Genomic DNA, 15,376 nt, shown 5'->3' with positions numbered 1-15,376 from the left:
GGCTGACGGCCGGGCGACCGGCCCCGCCGGGACTGTCGGTGGGCTGACATAGGCTTCTGGATGTGGAGCCCGACCTTTTCACCGCCGCAGCCGAGGAACGCCAGGAGAAGGACCCGTCCAGCAGCCCGCTGGCGGTCCGGATGCGCCCGCGCACCCTGGACGAAGTCGTCGGCCAGCAGCATCTGCTGAAGCCCGGGTCCCCGCTGCGCCGGCTGGTCGGCGAGGGCGCTGGCGGCCCGGCGGGCGCCTCGTCCGTGATCCTCTGGGGCCCGCCCGGCACCGGCAAGACGACCCTGGCGTACGTGGTCTCCAAGGCGACCAACAAGCGGTTCGTGGAACTGTCGGCGATCACCGCCGGCGTCAAGGAGGTGCGCGCGGTCATCGACGGCGCGCGGCGCGCCGCCGGCGGCTTCGGCAAGGAGACCGTCCTCTTCCTCGACGAGATCCACCGCTTCAGCAAGGCCCAGCAGGACTCACTGCTGCCGGCCGTGGAGAACCGGTGGGTGACGCTGATCGCGGCGACCACCGAGAACCCCTACTTCTCGGTCATCTCCCCGCTGCTGTCCCGCTCCCTGCTGCTGACACTGGAGCCCCTCACCGACGAGGACGTGAGCGGGCTGCTGCGGCGGGCGCTCACGGAGGAGCGCGGCCTGGGCGGCGCGGTGACACTCCCGGAGGACGCCGAGGCGCATCTGCTGCGGATCGCGGGCGGCGACGCCCGCCGGGCCCTGACCGCGCTGGAGGCGGCGGCCGGAGCGGCCATCGCGAAGGGGGAGCCGGTGATCACCCTGGCCACCCTGGAGGAGACGGTCGACCGGGCGGCGGTGAAGTACGACCGGGACGGCGACCAGCACTACGACGTGGCGAGCGCGCTGATCAAGTCGATCCGCGGCTCGGACGTGGACGCGGCCCTGCACTATCTGGCGCGGATGATCGAGGCGGGGGAGGACCCCCGGTTCATCGCCCGGCGGCTGATGATCTCGGCGAGCGAGGACATCGGGCTGGCGGATCCGACGGCGCTGCCGCTCGCCGTCGCCGGGGCACAGGCCGTCGCCATGATCGGCTTCCCGGAGGCGGCGCTGACCCTGAGCCACGTCACCATCGCCCTCGCGCTGGCGCCGAAGTCGAACACCGCGACCACGGCGATAGCCGCCGCCCAGGCCGACGTCCGGGGCGGGCTGGCAGGCCCGGTCCCGCCGCACCTGCGGGACGGCCACTACAAGGGCGCCGCCAAGCTGGGCCATGCCCAGGGGTACGTGTACCCGCACGACGTCCCCGGCGGCATCGCCGCCCAGCAGTACGCCCCCGACGCCATCCACGGCAAGCGCTACTACGAGCCGACCCGGTACGGCGCGGAGGCGCGGTACGCGGACGTGGTGGAGAAGGTGCGCGAGCGGCTGCGGGGCGAAGGCGGCGCGTAGTCAGCCGTGCGCCGCCGCCTCGAAGAGCGTGTGCATGGCTCGGCGCAGGCCCGGTACGTCCCGTACGGGCTCGGGGAAGTCGAAGCGCGCGTCGAAGGAGCGTCCCGCCGCGTCCCGGCACCGCACCCGCAGCCCGAACCGGTCCAGCGCCAGCGGCACCACCCGGCGCACGGCGGACGGGCCGTCGGCGCGGTGGCCCAGCAGGGAGCTCAGGGCCTGGAGGTGGTCGTCGTGGGCGGCGGCCAGGTGCTGGAGCAGATCGGTCTCGTACGCGGCGAGCGGGTCCGGCCGGGCGTGCGTGAACTCCTCGGGGTCGACCGCCGCGTCGCCCCACAGGTCGTCCACGTACACCTCGCCGACCTCGAGCCGCAGCATCATCAGGCCGGGCGCGGCGATGCCGGGCGCGCAGGTGAGCCAGCCGGAGACCCATGCGCGGCCGCGGATGCGGTTCGGTACCGCCACCGGGGCGACGTCGGTGAGCTCGAGCACGGCGGGCAGTTCGTCGTCCTGGGCGTGCGTGGCGGCGCGGACGGGCGGGGCGTCGGCAAGGAAGAGCAGGAAGACCTCGCCGTCCGTGCCGACGGTGCGGGCGTGGGGGACGAGCTGGTCGGGGCGGGCGCCCTCGGCCCCGGGAACGATGAGCACCGCGGAGCATGTACTCTGTACGAGAGTTCGTGTGCGCTCGGCTGCTGACGGCATCCGGGCGGTTTCAAGCCCGCTGGGACGCGGCTGACCATGAGCTGATCGGACCTCCGTCACATCGATGCTCCGCGAAGCGGGAGCGTCGTTCTTTGTGCTGCTGTCTGTGATGCGCGTGGTGTTCCCAGGGCTCGACATGCGATCTCCTTGATTAAGGTAAGCCTAACCTAACCTATATCGGAGGTCTGGAGAACGTGCCTAACCAGTCGCGTCCCAAGGTCAAGAAGTCGCGTGCGCTCGGTATCGCGCTGACGCCGAAGGCTGTCAAGTACTTCGAGGCCCGCCCGTACCCGCCGGGTGAGCACGGCCGTGGCCGCAAGCAGAACTCGGACTACAAGGTCCGTCTGCTCGAGAAGCAGCGTCTGCGCGCCCAGTACGACATCAGCGAGCGCCAGATGGCCCGCGCCTACGACCGCGCCAAGAAGGCCGAGGGCAAGACGGGCGAGGCGCTGGTCGTCGAGCTCGAGCGCCGTCTCGACGCCCTGGTCCTGCGTTCGGGCATCGCCCGCACCATCTACCAGGCCCGCCAGATGGTCGTCCACGGCCACATCGAGGTCAACGGCCAGAAGGTCGACAAGCCGTCGTTCCGCGTCCGTCCCGACGACGTCGTGATGGTCCGCGAGCGCAGCCGCAGCAAGACCCTCTTCCAGGTCGCGCGCGAGGGTGGCTTCGCCCCCGAGGGCGAGACCCCGCGCTACCTCCAGGTGAACCTGAAGGCCCTGGCCTTCCGCCTGGACCGTGAGCCGAACCGCAAGGAGATCCCGGTCATCTGCGACGAGCAGCTGGTCGTCGAGTACTACGCCCGCTGATCCTGGCGCAGTACCACCGCGGTTGTCAGCCCGCCGTCCCTCCGCCTTCCCGGCGGCGGGGCCGGCGGGCTTCCGCGTTCCCCGGGACCCTCCGTGTCAGGCGGGCCCCTCGCCCGGGTGGGGCGCCGGCGACGCGGCGGGCCCCTCGCCCGGGTGAGGCGACGCGGCGGGCCGCCGCCGGGGCGGGCGCAGCGCGTGTACACCCCGCACCGAGGAGCGCGCCGAGGCCGCCGCGCGCCCCGACAGGGCCCGGCGCACCGCCGCGTCCAGGGCCAGCGCGCGCCCCTCCGCCTCGTACGACCGGAAGCGCTCGGCGCCCAGCAGCTCCACCGCGCGCCGCTCGCACAGCGCCCGCGGCGCGCCGAAGTGGCCGGAACCGAACAAGGGCAGGCCCACCGCCTCCCACATCCGGGCGGCCGCGCCCTGCAGCACCGCCGCCTCCGCGGGATCACCCTCGCTCGCCGTCACCAGGGCCAGCAGTTCCACCGCCAGCACCAGACCGACCAGGTCGTGGAAGGTGTGGTCGATGGTGATGCACTCGCCCAGCAGGCGCCGCGCCTCACCGTGCTCCTCACGCGTCCATGCCGCATAGGCCAGCACGTACAGCGCGTACGCGCGGGTCCACTGCTCGCCGCGCTCCTCGCACACCTCCCGGACCTCCTCGCAGAGCGCCACGGCGCCCTCCAGGTCCCCCAGGAACACCTTCGCCATGGCCAGCTCGACCTGGCCCATCAGCACCTGGCTGTTCAGCTCGCCCAGCTCGCGGTAGGCCGACGCCGCCTGCGCCAGCAGCACCTCGGCGCGCGGCATCTCGTCGGACAGCAGCGCCAGGCAGCCCATCCGGTGGGTGGTGTACGCGGCGGCCAGCGCGTCGCCCGTCCGTGCCGCGTCCTCCTCGCAGGCGTACAGCGCCGCGCCCGCCGCCGTGTTGTCGCCCTGCAGGATCGCCACGTACCCGAGGACCCACAGCGCCTTCAGCCGCGCCCGGGCGTGCCCCGTCGACTCCAGCACCACCGCCCGGTCCAGCCAGTGCCGCCCCTCCGCCAGGCGACCGCACCCCACCCAGTAGAACCAGAGCGTGCCTGCCAGGTGCTGCGCCAGGTGCGCCTCCTCCGGCTCGTCCAGGCACCGCTCCAGCGCGGCCCGGAGGTTCGGCAGGGCGCTGTCCGTGCACGCCGCCACCTCCGCCTGCTTGGGGCCGAACCAGTCGAGCTCGCACCAGGCGGCCAGGCCGAGGTACCAGTCGCGGTGGCGCCGCCGCAGCCGGTCCTCGTCACCCAGCTCGGCCAGCCACTGCGCGCCGTACGCCCGGACCGTGTCCAGCATCCGGTACCGCACGCCCGCCGCCGCGTCCTCCCGCAGCACCACGGACTGCGCCAGCAGTTCGGCGAGCACGTCCAGCACCCGCTCGGCCGGCAGCTCCGGCCCGCCGCACACGTACTCCGCGGCCTCCAGGTCGAACTGCCCGGCGAACACCGACAGCCGCGCCCACAGCAGCCGCTCCTCGGGCGTGCACAGTTCATGGCTCCAGCCGATGGCGAGCCGCAGCGTCCGGTGGCGGTCCGTCTCGCCCCGGCTTCCGCAGGTGAGCAGCTGGAAGCGGTCGTCGAGCCGGTGCAGCAGCCCCTCCAGACCGAGCGCCGGCAGCCGCCCGGCCGCGAGCTCCAGCGCCAGCGGGATCCCGTCGAGCCGGCGGCACAGCTCCCGTACGGCCAAGGGGTCCCCACCGCCCGTGCGGAAGCCGGGCACGGCCGCGGCGGCCCGGTCCAGGAACAGCCGCACCGCGTCCTCGTCGGACATCGGTGCCAGCGGGAGCACGGCCTCCCCGCGGACCCGCAGCGGTCTGCGCCCGGCGGCCAGCACCGTCAGTCCCGGTGCCCGGCGCAACAGCTCCCGTACGAGGGTGGCGCAGCCCTCCACGAGGTGCTCGAAGCCGTCCAGGACGAGCAGCAGACGGCGATCCGCGAGGTGCTCCACGAGCACCTCCCGCGGCGGCCGGGAGGTGTGGTCCGTCAGTCCGAGCGCCTCGACCAGCGCGTGCTCCAGCAGCCCCGGGTCGCGCAGCGTCGCCAGCTCGGCGAGCCGGACCCCGTCGCAGTAGCGTTTCGCCTCCGCGGCCACCGCTGCGGCCGCATGCGTCACGAGCCGCGTCTTGCCCACCCCGCCCACGCCGACCACCGTGACGAGCCGGAAGTCCGTCAGCAGGCCTGCCAGGTCCGCGAGTTCGCGGTCACGTCCGACGAACCGGTTCAGCTCGGCCGGGAGGTTGCGCCGTCGCATGGAACACATGGAACACGGAGCGTACCGAGGTGACTGCGCTCCGTACAATCGGACCGTCGGGCTCCCCCTGCGGGCCACGCGGAATGCGGTACGGGGAGCGACTGCGGGCGCGATAGGCTCGGAGGACGACTTTCGAAGCATTCATGCGACAAGTTCGACCGAGTTCGACGAAATCGACGAGCAGAGAGCGGTGCGCAGTGACCGGTGGAGAGGTTGCCGGGATTCTGGTGGCCGTCTTCTGGGCGATCCTGGTCTCCTTCCTGGCCGTGGTGCTGGTGAGGCTGTCCCAGACGCTCAGGGCGACGACCCGACTCGTGGCGGAGGTGACGGAGCAGGCGGTCCCGCTGCTGGCGGACGCCTCCGTGACCGTCCGCGCCGCGCAGACGCAGCTCGACCGGGTGGACGCCATCGCGTCGGACGTCCAGGAGGTCACGTCCAACGCCTCCGCGCTCTCCACCACGGTCGCCTCGACGTTCGGCGGACCGCTGGTCAAGGTCGCGGCCTTCGGCTACGGCGTACGCCGGGCGATGAGCCGGAACAAGGACGACAAGCCGGCCGGACCGTCCCGGCGCACGGTCATCGTCGGCCGTACGGTTCCGTCGGCCCGCAGCAACAGGACCAAGCGGAAGGGCTGACGCAGGGATGTTCCGCCGTGCTTTCTGGTTCACCGCCGGCGCCGCAGCCGGTGTGTGGGCCACCACCAAGGTCAACCGCAAGCTGAAGCAGCTGACCCCCGAGAGCCTCGCCGCGCAGGCCGCCGACAAGGCGATCGAAACCGGCCACCGGCTCAAGGAATTCGCGCTCGACGTCCGGGCGGGCATGCTCCAGCGCGAAGCGGAACTGGGCGAGGCGCTCGGTCTGGCGGCACCGGTCGACGATCCGGCGCTCCCCGCGCCGCGGCGGTCCGCGGCGCTCGACGGCGCCCCCCACCCCCATCCCCACCACCACTCGAACAACCGGAATGAGGACCACTGATGGAGTCGGCTGAAATCCGCCGCCGCTGGCTGAGCTTCTTCGAGGAGCGCGGGCACACCGTCGTCCCTTCGGCGTCGCTCATCGCGGACGACCCGACTCTGCTCCTGGTCAACGCCGGCATGGTGCCGTTCAAGCCCTACTTCCTGGGTGAGGAGAAGCCGCCGTACACCCGCGCCTCCAGCGTGCAGAAGTGCGTGCGCACGCCGGACATCGAGGAGGTCGGCAAGACCACCCGCCACGGCACGTTCTTCCAGATGTGCGGCAACTTCTCCTTCGGCGACTACTTCAAGGAAGGCGCCATCAAGCTCGCCTGGGAGCTGCTGACCGGCTCCGTCGAGCACGGCGGCTACGGCCTGGAGCCCGAGAAGCTCTGGATCACCGTCTACCAGGACGACGACGAGGCCGAGCAGATCTGGCGTGACGTCGTCGGCGTCCCCGCCGAGCGCATCCAGCGCCTGGGCAAGAAGGACAACTTCTGGTCCATGGGCGTGCCCGGCCCCTGCGGCCCCTGCTCCGAGATCAACTACGACCGCGGCCCCGAGTTCGGCGCCGAGGGCGGCCCGGCCGTCAACGACGAGCGGTACGTGGAGATCTGGAACCTGGTCTTCATGCAGTACGAGCGCGGCGAGGGCACCTCCAAGGAGGACTTCGAGATCCTCGGTGACCTGCCGAGCAAGAACATCGACACGGGCCTCGGTCTCGAACGCCTGGCGATGATCCTCCAGGGCGTGCAGAACATGTACGAGACCGACACCCTGAAGGTCGTCATCGACAAGGCCACCGAGCTCACCGGTGTGCGCTACGGCCAGGCCCACGAGAGCGACGTCTCGCTGCGCGTGGTCGCCGACCACATGCGCACCTCCGTGATGCTCATCGGTGACGGCGTCACGCCGGGCAACGAGGGCCGCGGCTACGTGCTGCGCCGCATCATGCGCCGCGCTATCCGCAACATGCGCCTGCTGGGCGCCTCGGGCCCGGTCGTCGGCGAGCTCGTCGACACGGTCATCAGGACGATGGGCGAGCAGTACCCGGAGCTGGAGACCGACCGCAAGCGCATCGAGACCGTCGCCCTCGCCGAGGAGGCCGCGTTCCTCAAGGCCCTCAAGGGCGGCACCAACATCCTCGACACCGCCGTCACCGAGACCAAGGCCGCCGGTGGCACGGTGCTCTCCGGCGACAAGGCGTTCCTGCTCCACGACACCTGGGGCTTCCCGATCGACCTCACCCTGGAGATGGCCGCCGAACAGGGCCTGTCCGTGGACGAGGCCGGCTTCCGCCGCCTGATGCAGGAGCAGCGGGACCGCGCCAAGGCGGACGCCCGGGCCAAGAAGACCGGCCACGCCGACGTCTCCGCCTACCGCGAGATCGCCGACACCTCCGGTGCCACCGAGTTCGTGGGCTACACCAACACCGAGGGCGAGACGACCGTCGTCGGCCTGCTCGTCAACGGCGTCCCCTCGCCCGCCGCCACCGAGGGCGACGAGATCGAGGTCGTCCTCGACCGCACCCCGTTCTACGCCGAGGGCGGCGGCCAGATCGCCGACACCGGCCGCATCCGGCTGCACAGCGGTGCCGTCATCGAGGTGCGCGACGTCCAGCAGCCGGTCCCGGGCGTCTCCGTCCACAAGGGCTCCGTCCAGGTCGGCGAGGTGACCGTCGGGGCCACCGCCTACGCCACGATCGACGTACGGCGCCGCCGGGCCATCGCCCGTGCCCACAGCGCCACGCACCTGACCCACCAGGCGCTGCGTGACGCCCTCGGCCCCACGGCCGCCCAGGCCGGTTCGGAGAACCAGCCCGGTCGATTCCGGTTCGACTTCGGTTCGCCGTCGGCCGTTCCGCAGGCGGTCATGACCGACGTCGAGCAGAAGATCAACGAGGTGCTGGCCCGAGAGCTGGACGTGCACGCCGAGGTCATGGCGATCGACGAGGCCAAGCGGCAGGGCGCCATCGCCGAGTTCGGCGAGAAGTACGGCGAGCGCGTGCGTGTGGTCACGATCGGCGACTTCTCCAAGGAGCTCTGCGGTGGTACGCACGTCCACAACACCGCCCAGCTGGGCCTGGTGAAGCTGCTCGGCGAGTCGTCGATCGGTTCCGGTGTGCGCCGTATCGAGGCCCTCGTGGGTGTCGACGCGTACAACTTCCTGGCCAGGGAGCACACGGTCGTCGCCCAGCTCCAGGAGCTGGTCAAGGGCCGTCCCGAGGAGCTCCCGGAGAAGATCTCCGGCATGCTCGCCAAGCTGAAGGACGCCGAGAAGGAGATCGAGAAGTTCCGCGCGGAGAAGGTGCTCCAGGCCGCCGCCGGGCTCGCCCAGGGCGCCCAGGACGTACGCGGTGTGGCCCTGGTGACCGGGCAGGTCCCGGACGGCACCACCGCCGACGACCTGCGCAGGCTGGTCCTGGACGTGCGCGGCCGCATCCCGGGCGACCGCCCGGCCGTCGTCGCCCTGTTCACCCTGGCGAACGGCCGTCCGCTGACGGTCATCGCCACCAACGAGGCCGCCCGCGAACGCGGCCTCAAGGCCGGTGACCTGGTCCGCACGGCCGCCAAGACCCTCGGTGGCGGTGGTGGTGGCAAGCCGGACGTCGCCCAGGGCGGCGGTCAGAACGCGGAGGCCGTCGGCGACGCCATCGCCGCCGTCGAGCGGCTCGTCGCGGACACCGTCTGATGAGACGGGGCCGCCGGCTCGCGATCGACGTCGGGGACGCCCGGATCGGGGTCGCCTCGTGCGACCCCGACGGGGTCCTCGCCACGCCGGTGGAGACCGTGCCGGGACGCGACGCCCCGGCCGCCCACCGGCGGTTGAAGCAGATCACCGAGGAGTACGAACCGATCGAGATCGTGGTCGGGCTCCCTCGCTCCCTCAGCGGGGGCGAGGGCCCGGCCGCGGCCAAGGTCCGTGCCTTCGCCCAGGAGCTCGCCCGTGCCCTCGCACCCGTGCCCGTGCGGCTGGTGGACGAGAGAATGACCACGGTGAGCGCGACCCAGGGCCTGCGCGCCTCGGGCGTGAAGTCCAAGAAGGGCCGGTCCGTCATCGATCAGGCAGCCGCTGTGATCATCCTCCAGAACGCTTTGGAGTCCGAACGGGTATCCGGTAATCCGCCTGGAGAGAGCGTCGAAGTGGTCATCTGATCGCGGTACGGTAACGTTCCGCGCGATGCGGTGGCGTTCGAACAACCACCGCACAACGTAGAGGCGGATCGTCCGGAAGCCTCGCGGCCGTTTGGGGATCGATGACTGGATATGGACGGGGCTCCGGCTCCGAACCGTGGCATCCCGAGGACCCGTTGTACGGGGACCAGGGATGGAGAGGTCAGCAGGCCGACGCCCAGCAGTACTACCAGCAGCCGCAGGCACAGCACCAGCAGCAGCACCAGGCCCCGTACGGCGAGCAGCAGCAGTACCAGTACCAGGAGTACGCCGGCCAGAACGGCCAGCAGTACGACGGCGGCTGGGACAGCGGCCAGCAGACGGCGATGCCCTACGGAACGCCCCCCGGCCCGGCCGACCCCTACGGCGGCCAGCGCCCGGACCTCTACGGCACCCCCGAGGCGTACCCGCCGCCGCAGCCCCCCGGCCGGCGGCGGGCGCCCGAGCAGCGGCCGGCGCACGACGAGCCGCAGCAGTACCAGGAGCCGGAGGAGGAGAACCACCCGTTCTTCTCGGACGGTGACGACGACCGCGACGAGGACCGCGGGCCCGGGAGCGACGAGCCCGCGGGCACCCGCCGCGAGCGTCGCGACCAGTCGAAGAAGTCCAAGAAGACCAAGAAGCGCAAGAGCCGCAACGGCGTGGCCTGCCTGGTGGTCGCGCTCGTCCTGGTCGGCGGCGCGGGCGGCGTGGCCTACTTCGGCTACCAGTTCTGGCAGAGCCGGTTCGGCGAGGCGCCCGACTTCGAGGGCACGGGCACCGCCGAAACCGTGCAGGTCGAGATCCCGCAGGGCGCCGGCGGCTACGAGATCGCCGCGATCCTCGTGAAGAACGGCGTGGTGAAGAGCCAGGGCGCGTTCGTCTCCGCGCAGGACAAGAACCCCCGGGGCAAGCTGATCCAGGCCGGCGTCTACACCCTCAAGAAGGAGATGTCCGCGGCGAGCGCCGTGGACCTGATGCTGCAGCCGTCCAGCCGCAACTCCCTGGTCATCCCCGAGGGCAAGCGCAACTCCTGGGTCTACGCCGAGATCGACAAGCGCCTCGGGGTCAAGTCCGGCACGACCGCGACGGTGGCCGCGAAGAAGGCCGCGAACCTGGGCCTGCCGGAGTGGGCCACCGGCCACCCCGAGGTCAAGGACCCGCTCGAGGGCTTCCTCTTCCCGGCGAGCTACCCGGTGGCCAAGGGCACCAAGCCGGAGGACGTCCTCAAGAAGATGGTGGCGCGCGCCAACGCCGAGTACGGCAAGGTGGACCTGGAGGGCAAGTACAAGGGGCTCGGCCTGAAGAACCCCTGGGAACTGCTGACCGTCGCGAGCCTCGTCCAGGCCGAGGGGAAGACGGACGACGACTTCCGCAGGATGAGCGAAGTCGTGTACAACCGGCTCAAGCCCACGAACAGCGAGACCAACCAGCTCCTGCAGTTCGACTCGGCCTTCAACTACCTCCAGGGCGAGAGCAACATCGACATCAGCGAGTCCGAGATCAACAGCAATCAGGACCCGTACAACACCTACACCCAGCGGGGTCTCACCCCCGGGCCGATCTCCAACCCCGGCCTCGTGGCCCTGGAAGCCGCCATGAACCCGACGAAGGACGGCTGGATGTACTTCGTCGCGACCGACGGCATGAACAAGACGGAATTCGCGAAGACACACGCCGAGTTCCTGAAGCTGAAGGACAAATTCAATGACAGCAAGGGCAGGGACTGACGCCCGCCGGGCCGCCGTCCTCGGATCGCCCATCGCCCATTCCCTCTCCCCGGTCCTGCACCGGGCCGCCTACCGGGAGCTCGGCCTCACGCACTGGTCGTACGACCGCTTCCAGGTGGACGAGTCGGGGCTGCCCGGGTTCTTCGAGAAGCTGGACGGTTCCTGGGCGGGGCTGTCACTGACCATGCCGCTCAAGCGGGCCGTCATACCCCTCCTCGACGAGATCACCGACACGGCCGCCTCCGTCGAGGCGGTCAACACGGTGGTCCTCACCGAGGACGGCCGCCGCATCGGCGGCAACACCGACATCCCCGGCATGGTCGCCGCACTGCGCGAGCGGGGCGTGGAGGAGGTCGCGTCCGCCGCCGTCCTCGGCGCCGGCGCGACCGCCTCCTCGGCGCTCGCCGCACTGTCCCGCATCTGCACCGGGCCGGTGACCGCTTACGTCCGCAGCGAGGCCCGCGCCGCCGAGATGCGCGGCTGGGGCGCGCGGCTCGGCGTTCCCGTCCGCACCGCGGGCTGGGAGCGGGCCGCGGACGCCTTCCGGGCCCCGCTCGTCATCGCGACCACCCCCGCCGGAACCACCGACGCCCTCGCCGCCGCGGTCCCCGAGCGGCCCGGCACCCTCTTCGACGTGCTGTACGACCCGTGGCCCACCGCGCTGGCGGCCGCCTGGTCGGCGCGCGGCGGCGCCGTCGTCGGCGGCCTCGACCTCCTCGTCCACCAGGCCGTCCTCCAGGTCGAGCAGATGACCGGCCGCTCGCCGGTCCCGCTGTCCGCCATGAGGGCCGCCGGGGAGCACGCCCTCGCCGGTCACCAGGAGGAGCCTCCCGGACCGCCCGCCCGCGCCGGCCACCAGGGCTGAACCGGGAGACGGTCCCGGGCTCCGGCCGGACCGCGCGCACCGCCCCCCACCAGGGCCGCGCCTCGTCCACGGACGCGTCCGACTGCTGGACCGCCGACCGGTGAGGGCCGGGGACGTGGGAGGATCGAGGTGAGGCGGGCCAGGGCCGCGCACCCGGCCGGCCGTCCCAGTCGAGGCGCGAGCATGAGGAGCACCGTTGAGCAGGTTGCGCTGGCTGACCGCGGGGGAGTCGCACGGCCCCGCACTGGTGGCGACGCTGGAGGGCCTTCCCGCCGGCGTCCCGGTCACCACGGAGATGGTGGCGGACCACCTGGCCCGGCGCCGGCTCGGCTATGGACGCGGTGCGCGCATGAAGTTCGAGCAGGACGAGGTCACCTTCCTCGGCGGCGTCCGGCACGGTCTCACCATGGGCTCGCCGGTCGCGGTCATGGTGGGCAACACCGAGTGGCCCAAGTGGGAGAAGGTCATGTCGGCCGACCCGGTCGACCCGGCCGAGCTCGCCGACTCCGCCCGCAACGCCCCGCTCACCCGGCCGCGCCCCGGCCACGCCGACCTGGCCGGCATGCAGAAGTACGGCTTCGACGAGGCCCGCCCCGTGCTGGAGCGTGCCAGCGCCCGTGAGACCGCCGCGCGCGTCGCGCTGGGCGCCGTGGCCCGCTCGTACCTGAAGGAGACGGCCGGCATCGAGATCGTCAGCCACGTCGTCGAGCTGGCGGCTGCCAAGGCGCCGTACGGGGTCTACCCGACCCCGGCCGACGTCGAGAAGCTGGACGCCGACCCGGTGCGCTGCCTGGACGCGGACGCGTCGAAGGCGATGGTCGCCGAGATCGACCAGGCCCACAAGGACGGCGACACCCTCGGTGGCGTGGTCGAGGTCCTCGCCTACGGCGTGCCCGTCGGCCTCGGCTCGCACGTCCACTGGGACCGGCGCCTGGACGCCCGGCTGGCCGCCGCCCTGATGGGCATCCAGGCCATCAAGGGCGTCGAGGTCGGCGACGGCTTCGAGCTGGCCCGTGTGCCCGGCTCCCAGGCCCATGACGAGATCGTCTCCACCCCCGAGGGCATCAAGCGCACCTCCGGCCGCTCCGGCGGCACCGAGGGCGGCCTGACCACCGGTGAGCTGCTGCGCGTCCGCGCCGCGATGAAGCCCATCGCCACCGTGCCCCGGGCGCTGAAGACCGTCGACGTCGTCACCGGCGAGCCCGCCGCCGCGCACCACCAGCGCTCCGACGTGTGCGCCGTCCCGGCCGCCGGCATCGTGGCCGAGGCCATGGTGGCGCTGGTCCTGGCCGACGCGGTCGCGGAGAAGTTCGGCGGCGACAGCGTCGCCGAGACCCGCCGCAACGTCCGCTCGTACCTCGACAACCTCCGCATCCGGTGAGCACCGGCCCGCTGATCGTCCTGGTCGGACCGATGGGCTCCGGCAAGTCCACCGTGGGCGCGCTGCTCGCCGAACGGCTCGGCGTGCCCTACCGGGACACCGACGCCGACATCGTCGCCGCCCAGGGCCGCGAGATCGCCGACATCTTCGTCGACGACGGCGAGGAGCACTTCCGCGAGCTGGAGCGCGAAGCCGTGCGCACGGCCGTCGCCGAGCACACGGGGGTCCTCGCCCTCGGCGGCGGCGCCGTCCTCGACTCCGGCACCCGCGCGCTGCTCTCCGGGCTCCCGGTCGCCTACCTGTCGATGGACGTCGAGGAGGCGGTGCGGCGCGTCGGCCTCAACACGGCCCGCCCGCTGCTCGCCGTCAACCCGCGCCGCCAGTGGCGCGAGCTGATGGAGGCCCGCCGGCACCTGTACACCGAGGTGGCCCGCGCGGTGGTGGCCACCGACGACAAGACCCCCGACGAGGTCGCCCAGGCGGTCCTGGACGCACTCGGACCGAAGACGGCAACTCCCGGGGGAGAAGCCCCGGACCCCCGGCAGGAGAAGAAGTGACCCAGGCAGTGACCCGTATCCAGGTCGGCGGCACGGCCGGCACCGACCCGTACGAGGTGCTCGTCGGCCGGCAGTTGCTCGGCGAACTCCCCGCCCTCGTCGGCCCCCGGGCCAAGCGCGTCGCCGTCATCCACCCCGAGGCCCTCGCCGAGACGGGCGAGGCGCTGCGCGCCGACCTCGCGGAGCAGGGGTACGACGCGATCGCCATCCAGGTGCCGAACGCCGAGGAGGCCAAGACCGCCGAGGTCGCGGCGTACTGCTGGAAGGCGCTCGGCCAGACCGGCTTCACCCGCACCGACGTCATCGTCGGCGTCGGCGGCGGCGCCACCACAGACCTGGCCGGGTTCGTCGCCGCCACCTGGCTGCGCGGGGTGCGCTGGATCGCCGTACCGACGACCGTGCTGGCCATGGTCGACGCGGCCGTCGGCGGCAAGACCGGCATCAACACCGCCGAGGGCAAGAACCTCGTCGGTGCCTTCCACCCGCCCGCGGGCGTCCTGTGCGACCTCGCCGCCCTCGACTCGCTGTCGGTCCACGACTACGTCAGCGGCCTGGCCGAGGTCATCAAGGCCGGTTTCATCGCCGACCCGGTGATCCTCGACCTCATCGAGGCCGACCCGGCCGCCGCCCGCACCCCCGGGGGCCCGCACACCGCGGAGCTCATCGAGCGCTCCATCCGGGTCAAGGCCGACGTCGTGTCGTCCGACCTCAAGGAGTCCGGGCTGCGGGAGATCCTCAACTACGGCCACACCCTCGCCCACGCCATCGAGAAGAACGAGCGCTACAAGTGGCGCCACGGCGCCGCCGTCTCCGTCGGCATGGTCTTCGCCGCCGAACTCGGCCGCCTGGCGGGCCGGCTGGACGACGCCACCGCCGACCGCCACCGCACCGTCCTGGAGGCGGTGGGCCTGCCGCTGACCTACCGCGGCGACCAGTGGCCCAAGCTGCTGGAGACCATGAAGGTCGACAAGAAGTCCCGCGGCGACCTGCTGCGCTTCATCGTCCTCGACGGCCTCGCCAAGCCGACCGTGCTCGAAGGCCCCGACCCGGCCGTCCTCGTCGCCGCCTACGGGGAGGTCTCCGAGTGACCCGCAGGGTGCTGGTGCTCAACGGCCCCAACCTCGGCCGCCTCGGCTCGCGCGAGCCCGACGTGTACGGCTCCACCTCCTACGCCGGGCTGGTCGACGCCTGCCGGTCCCTGGGCAAGGAGCTCGGCTTCGACGTCGACGTGCGCGAGACGAACGACGAGGGCGAGATGATCCGCTGGCTCCACGAGGCGGCCGACGGCTCGGTCCCGGTCGTCCTCAACCCCGGTGCCTTCACGCACTACTCGTACGGGATGAGGGACGCGGCCGCGCAGCGCACCGCGCCCCTCATCGAGGTGCACATCTCCAACCCGTACACACGCGAGGAGTTCCGGCACACCTCCGTCGTCGCGGCGGTCGCCAGCGGTACGGTCGCCGGCTTCGGCATCGGCTCCTACCGGCTCGCCCTGCGCGCCCTCGCCGACGAACTCACGGACTGACCCC

At 72.2% G+C, this 15,376-nt stretch carries 14 protein-coding genes; 12 read left to right on the top strand and 2 right to left on the bottom strand.

The annotated features are described in order from the left end of the window. Window positions 1–62 precede the first annotated feature (62 nt). On the top strand, window positions 63–1,421 hold the full coding sequence (locus IH00_RS0127695) for a replication-associated recombination protein A (protein WP_031078281.1): 1,359 nt from the start codon (window positions 63–65) through the stop codon (window positions 1,419–1,421). On the opposite strand, the gene IH00_RS0127690 is transcribed toward IH00_RS0127695, so the two are convergent. After that, on the bottom strand, window positions 1,422–2,120 hold the full coding sequence (locus IH00_RS0127690) for a DUF2470 domain-containing protein (protein WP_031078280.1): 699 nt from the start codon (window positions 2,118–2,120) through the stop codon (window positions 1,422–1,424). Window positions 2,121–2,314: 194 nt separating this feature from the next. On the opposite strand from IH00_RS0127690, the gene rpsD reads away from it, so the two are divergent. Beyond that, window positions 2,315–2,929, top strand: coding sequence for a 30S ribosomal protein S4 (gene rpsD / locus IH00_RS0127685; protein WP_023589640.1), 615 nt, complete (start codon window positions 2,315–2,317; stop codon window positions 2,927–2,929). A gap of 96 nt (window positions 2,930–3,025) precedes the next feature. On the opposite strand, the gene IH00_RS0127680 is transcribed toward rpsD, so the two are convergent. Further along, window positions 3,026–5,209 carry an ATP-binding protein gene (locus IH00_RS0127680; protein WP_052411682.1) on the bottom strand — a complete coding sequence of 728 codons (2,184 nt, stop codon included), beginning with the start codon at window positions 5,207–5,209 and terminating at the stop codon, window positions 3,026–3,028. Between the two features lie 197 nt (window positions 5,210–5,406). Here IH00_RS0127680 and IH00_RS0127675 point away from each other — a divergent pair, with 197 nt between their 5' ends. From IH00_RS0127675 to aroQ, 10 genes are all read left to right on the top strand, one after another. After that, window positions 5,407–5,844 (top strand): DUF948 domain-containing protein, encoded by a 438-nt coding sequence (locus IH00_RS0127675; RefSeq protein ID WP_031078276.1) that lies wholly within the window; start codon window positions 5,407–5,409, stop codon window positions 5,842–5,844. 7 nt (window positions 5,845–5,851) lie between these two features. Next, entirely contained in the window at window positions 5,852–6,184 is a 333-nt protein-coding gene (locus IH00_RS0127670; RefSeq protein ID WP_031078275.1) for a DUF6167 family protein, read from the top strand. Then, window positions 6,184–8,853, top strand: a complete 2,670-nt coding sequence (alaS, locus tag IH00_RS0127665) for an alanine--tRNA ligase (protein ID WP_031078274.1) — start codon at window positions 6,184–6,186, stop codon at window positions 8,851–8,853. Before IH00_RS0127670 ends, alaS begins: the two co-directional genes overlap by 1 nt. After that, complete coding sequence (ruvX, locus tag IH00_RS0127660) at window positions 8,853–9,317, top strand: Holliday junction resolvase RuvX (RefSeq protein ID WP_031078273.1); 465 nt, start codon at window positions 8,853–8,855, stop codon at window positions 9,315–9,317. Before alaS ends, ruvX begins: the two co-directional genes overlap by 1 nt. 101 nt (window positions 9,318–9,418) lie before the next feature. Then, a complete protein-coding gene (gene mltG / locus IH00_RS0127655; RefSeq protein WP_039947480.1) occupies window positions 9,419–11,044 on the top strand; it encodes an endolytic transglycosylase MltG in 1,626 nt (541 codons plus the stop codon). Continuing rightward, window positions 11,022–11,909: a shikimate dehydrogenase gene (locus IH00_RS0127650; RefSeq protein ID WP_052411680.1), complete on the top strand. Its 888-nt coding sequence runs from the start codon at window positions 11,022–11,024 to the stop codon at window positions 11,907–11,909. The genes mltG and IH00_RS0127650 overlap by 23 nt, the downstream gene beginning before the upstream one ends. A gap of 196 nt (window positions 11,910–12,105) precedes the next feature. Beyond that, window positions 12,106–13,290 (top strand): chorismate synthase, encoded by a 1,185-nt coding sequence (gene aroC / locus IH00_RS0127645; RefSeq protein WP_031078267.1) that lies wholly within the window; start codon window positions 12,106–12,108, stop codon window positions 13,288–13,290. After that, window positions 13,287–13,847, top strand: a complete 561-nt coding sequence (locus tag IH00_RS0127640) for a shikimate kinase (protein WP_052411679.1) — start codon at window positions 13,287–13,289, stop codon at window positions 13,845–13,847. Before aroC ends, IH00_RS0127640 begins: the two co-directional genes overlap by 4 nt. Continuing rightward, window positions 13,844–14,935, top strand: coding sequence for a 3-dehydroquinate synthase (aroB, locus tag IH00_RS0127635; protein ID WP_031078262.1), 1,092 nt, complete (start codon window positions 13,844–13,846; stop codon window positions 14,933–14,935). The genes IH00_RS0127640 and aroB overlap by 4 nt, the downstream gene beginning before the upstream one ends. After that, on the top strand, window positions 14,932–15,372 hold the full coding sequence (gene aroQ / locus IH00_RS0127630) for a type II 3-dehydroquinate dehydratase (protein WP_031078260.1): 441 nt from the start codon (window positions 14,932–14,934) through the stop codon (window positions 15,370–15,372). Before aroB ends, aroQ begins: the two co-directional genes overlap by 4 nt. The last annotated feature ends 4 nt before the right edge of the window (window positions 15,373–15,376 follow it).

This window comes from Streptomyces sp. NRRL S-118, from assembly GCF_000716335.1.
Taxonomy (GTDB): Bacteria; Actinomycetota; Actinomycetes; order Streptomycetales; family Streptomycetaceae; genus Streptomyces.
This window is presented reverse-complemented; position numbering and strand designations above follow the sequence as displayed.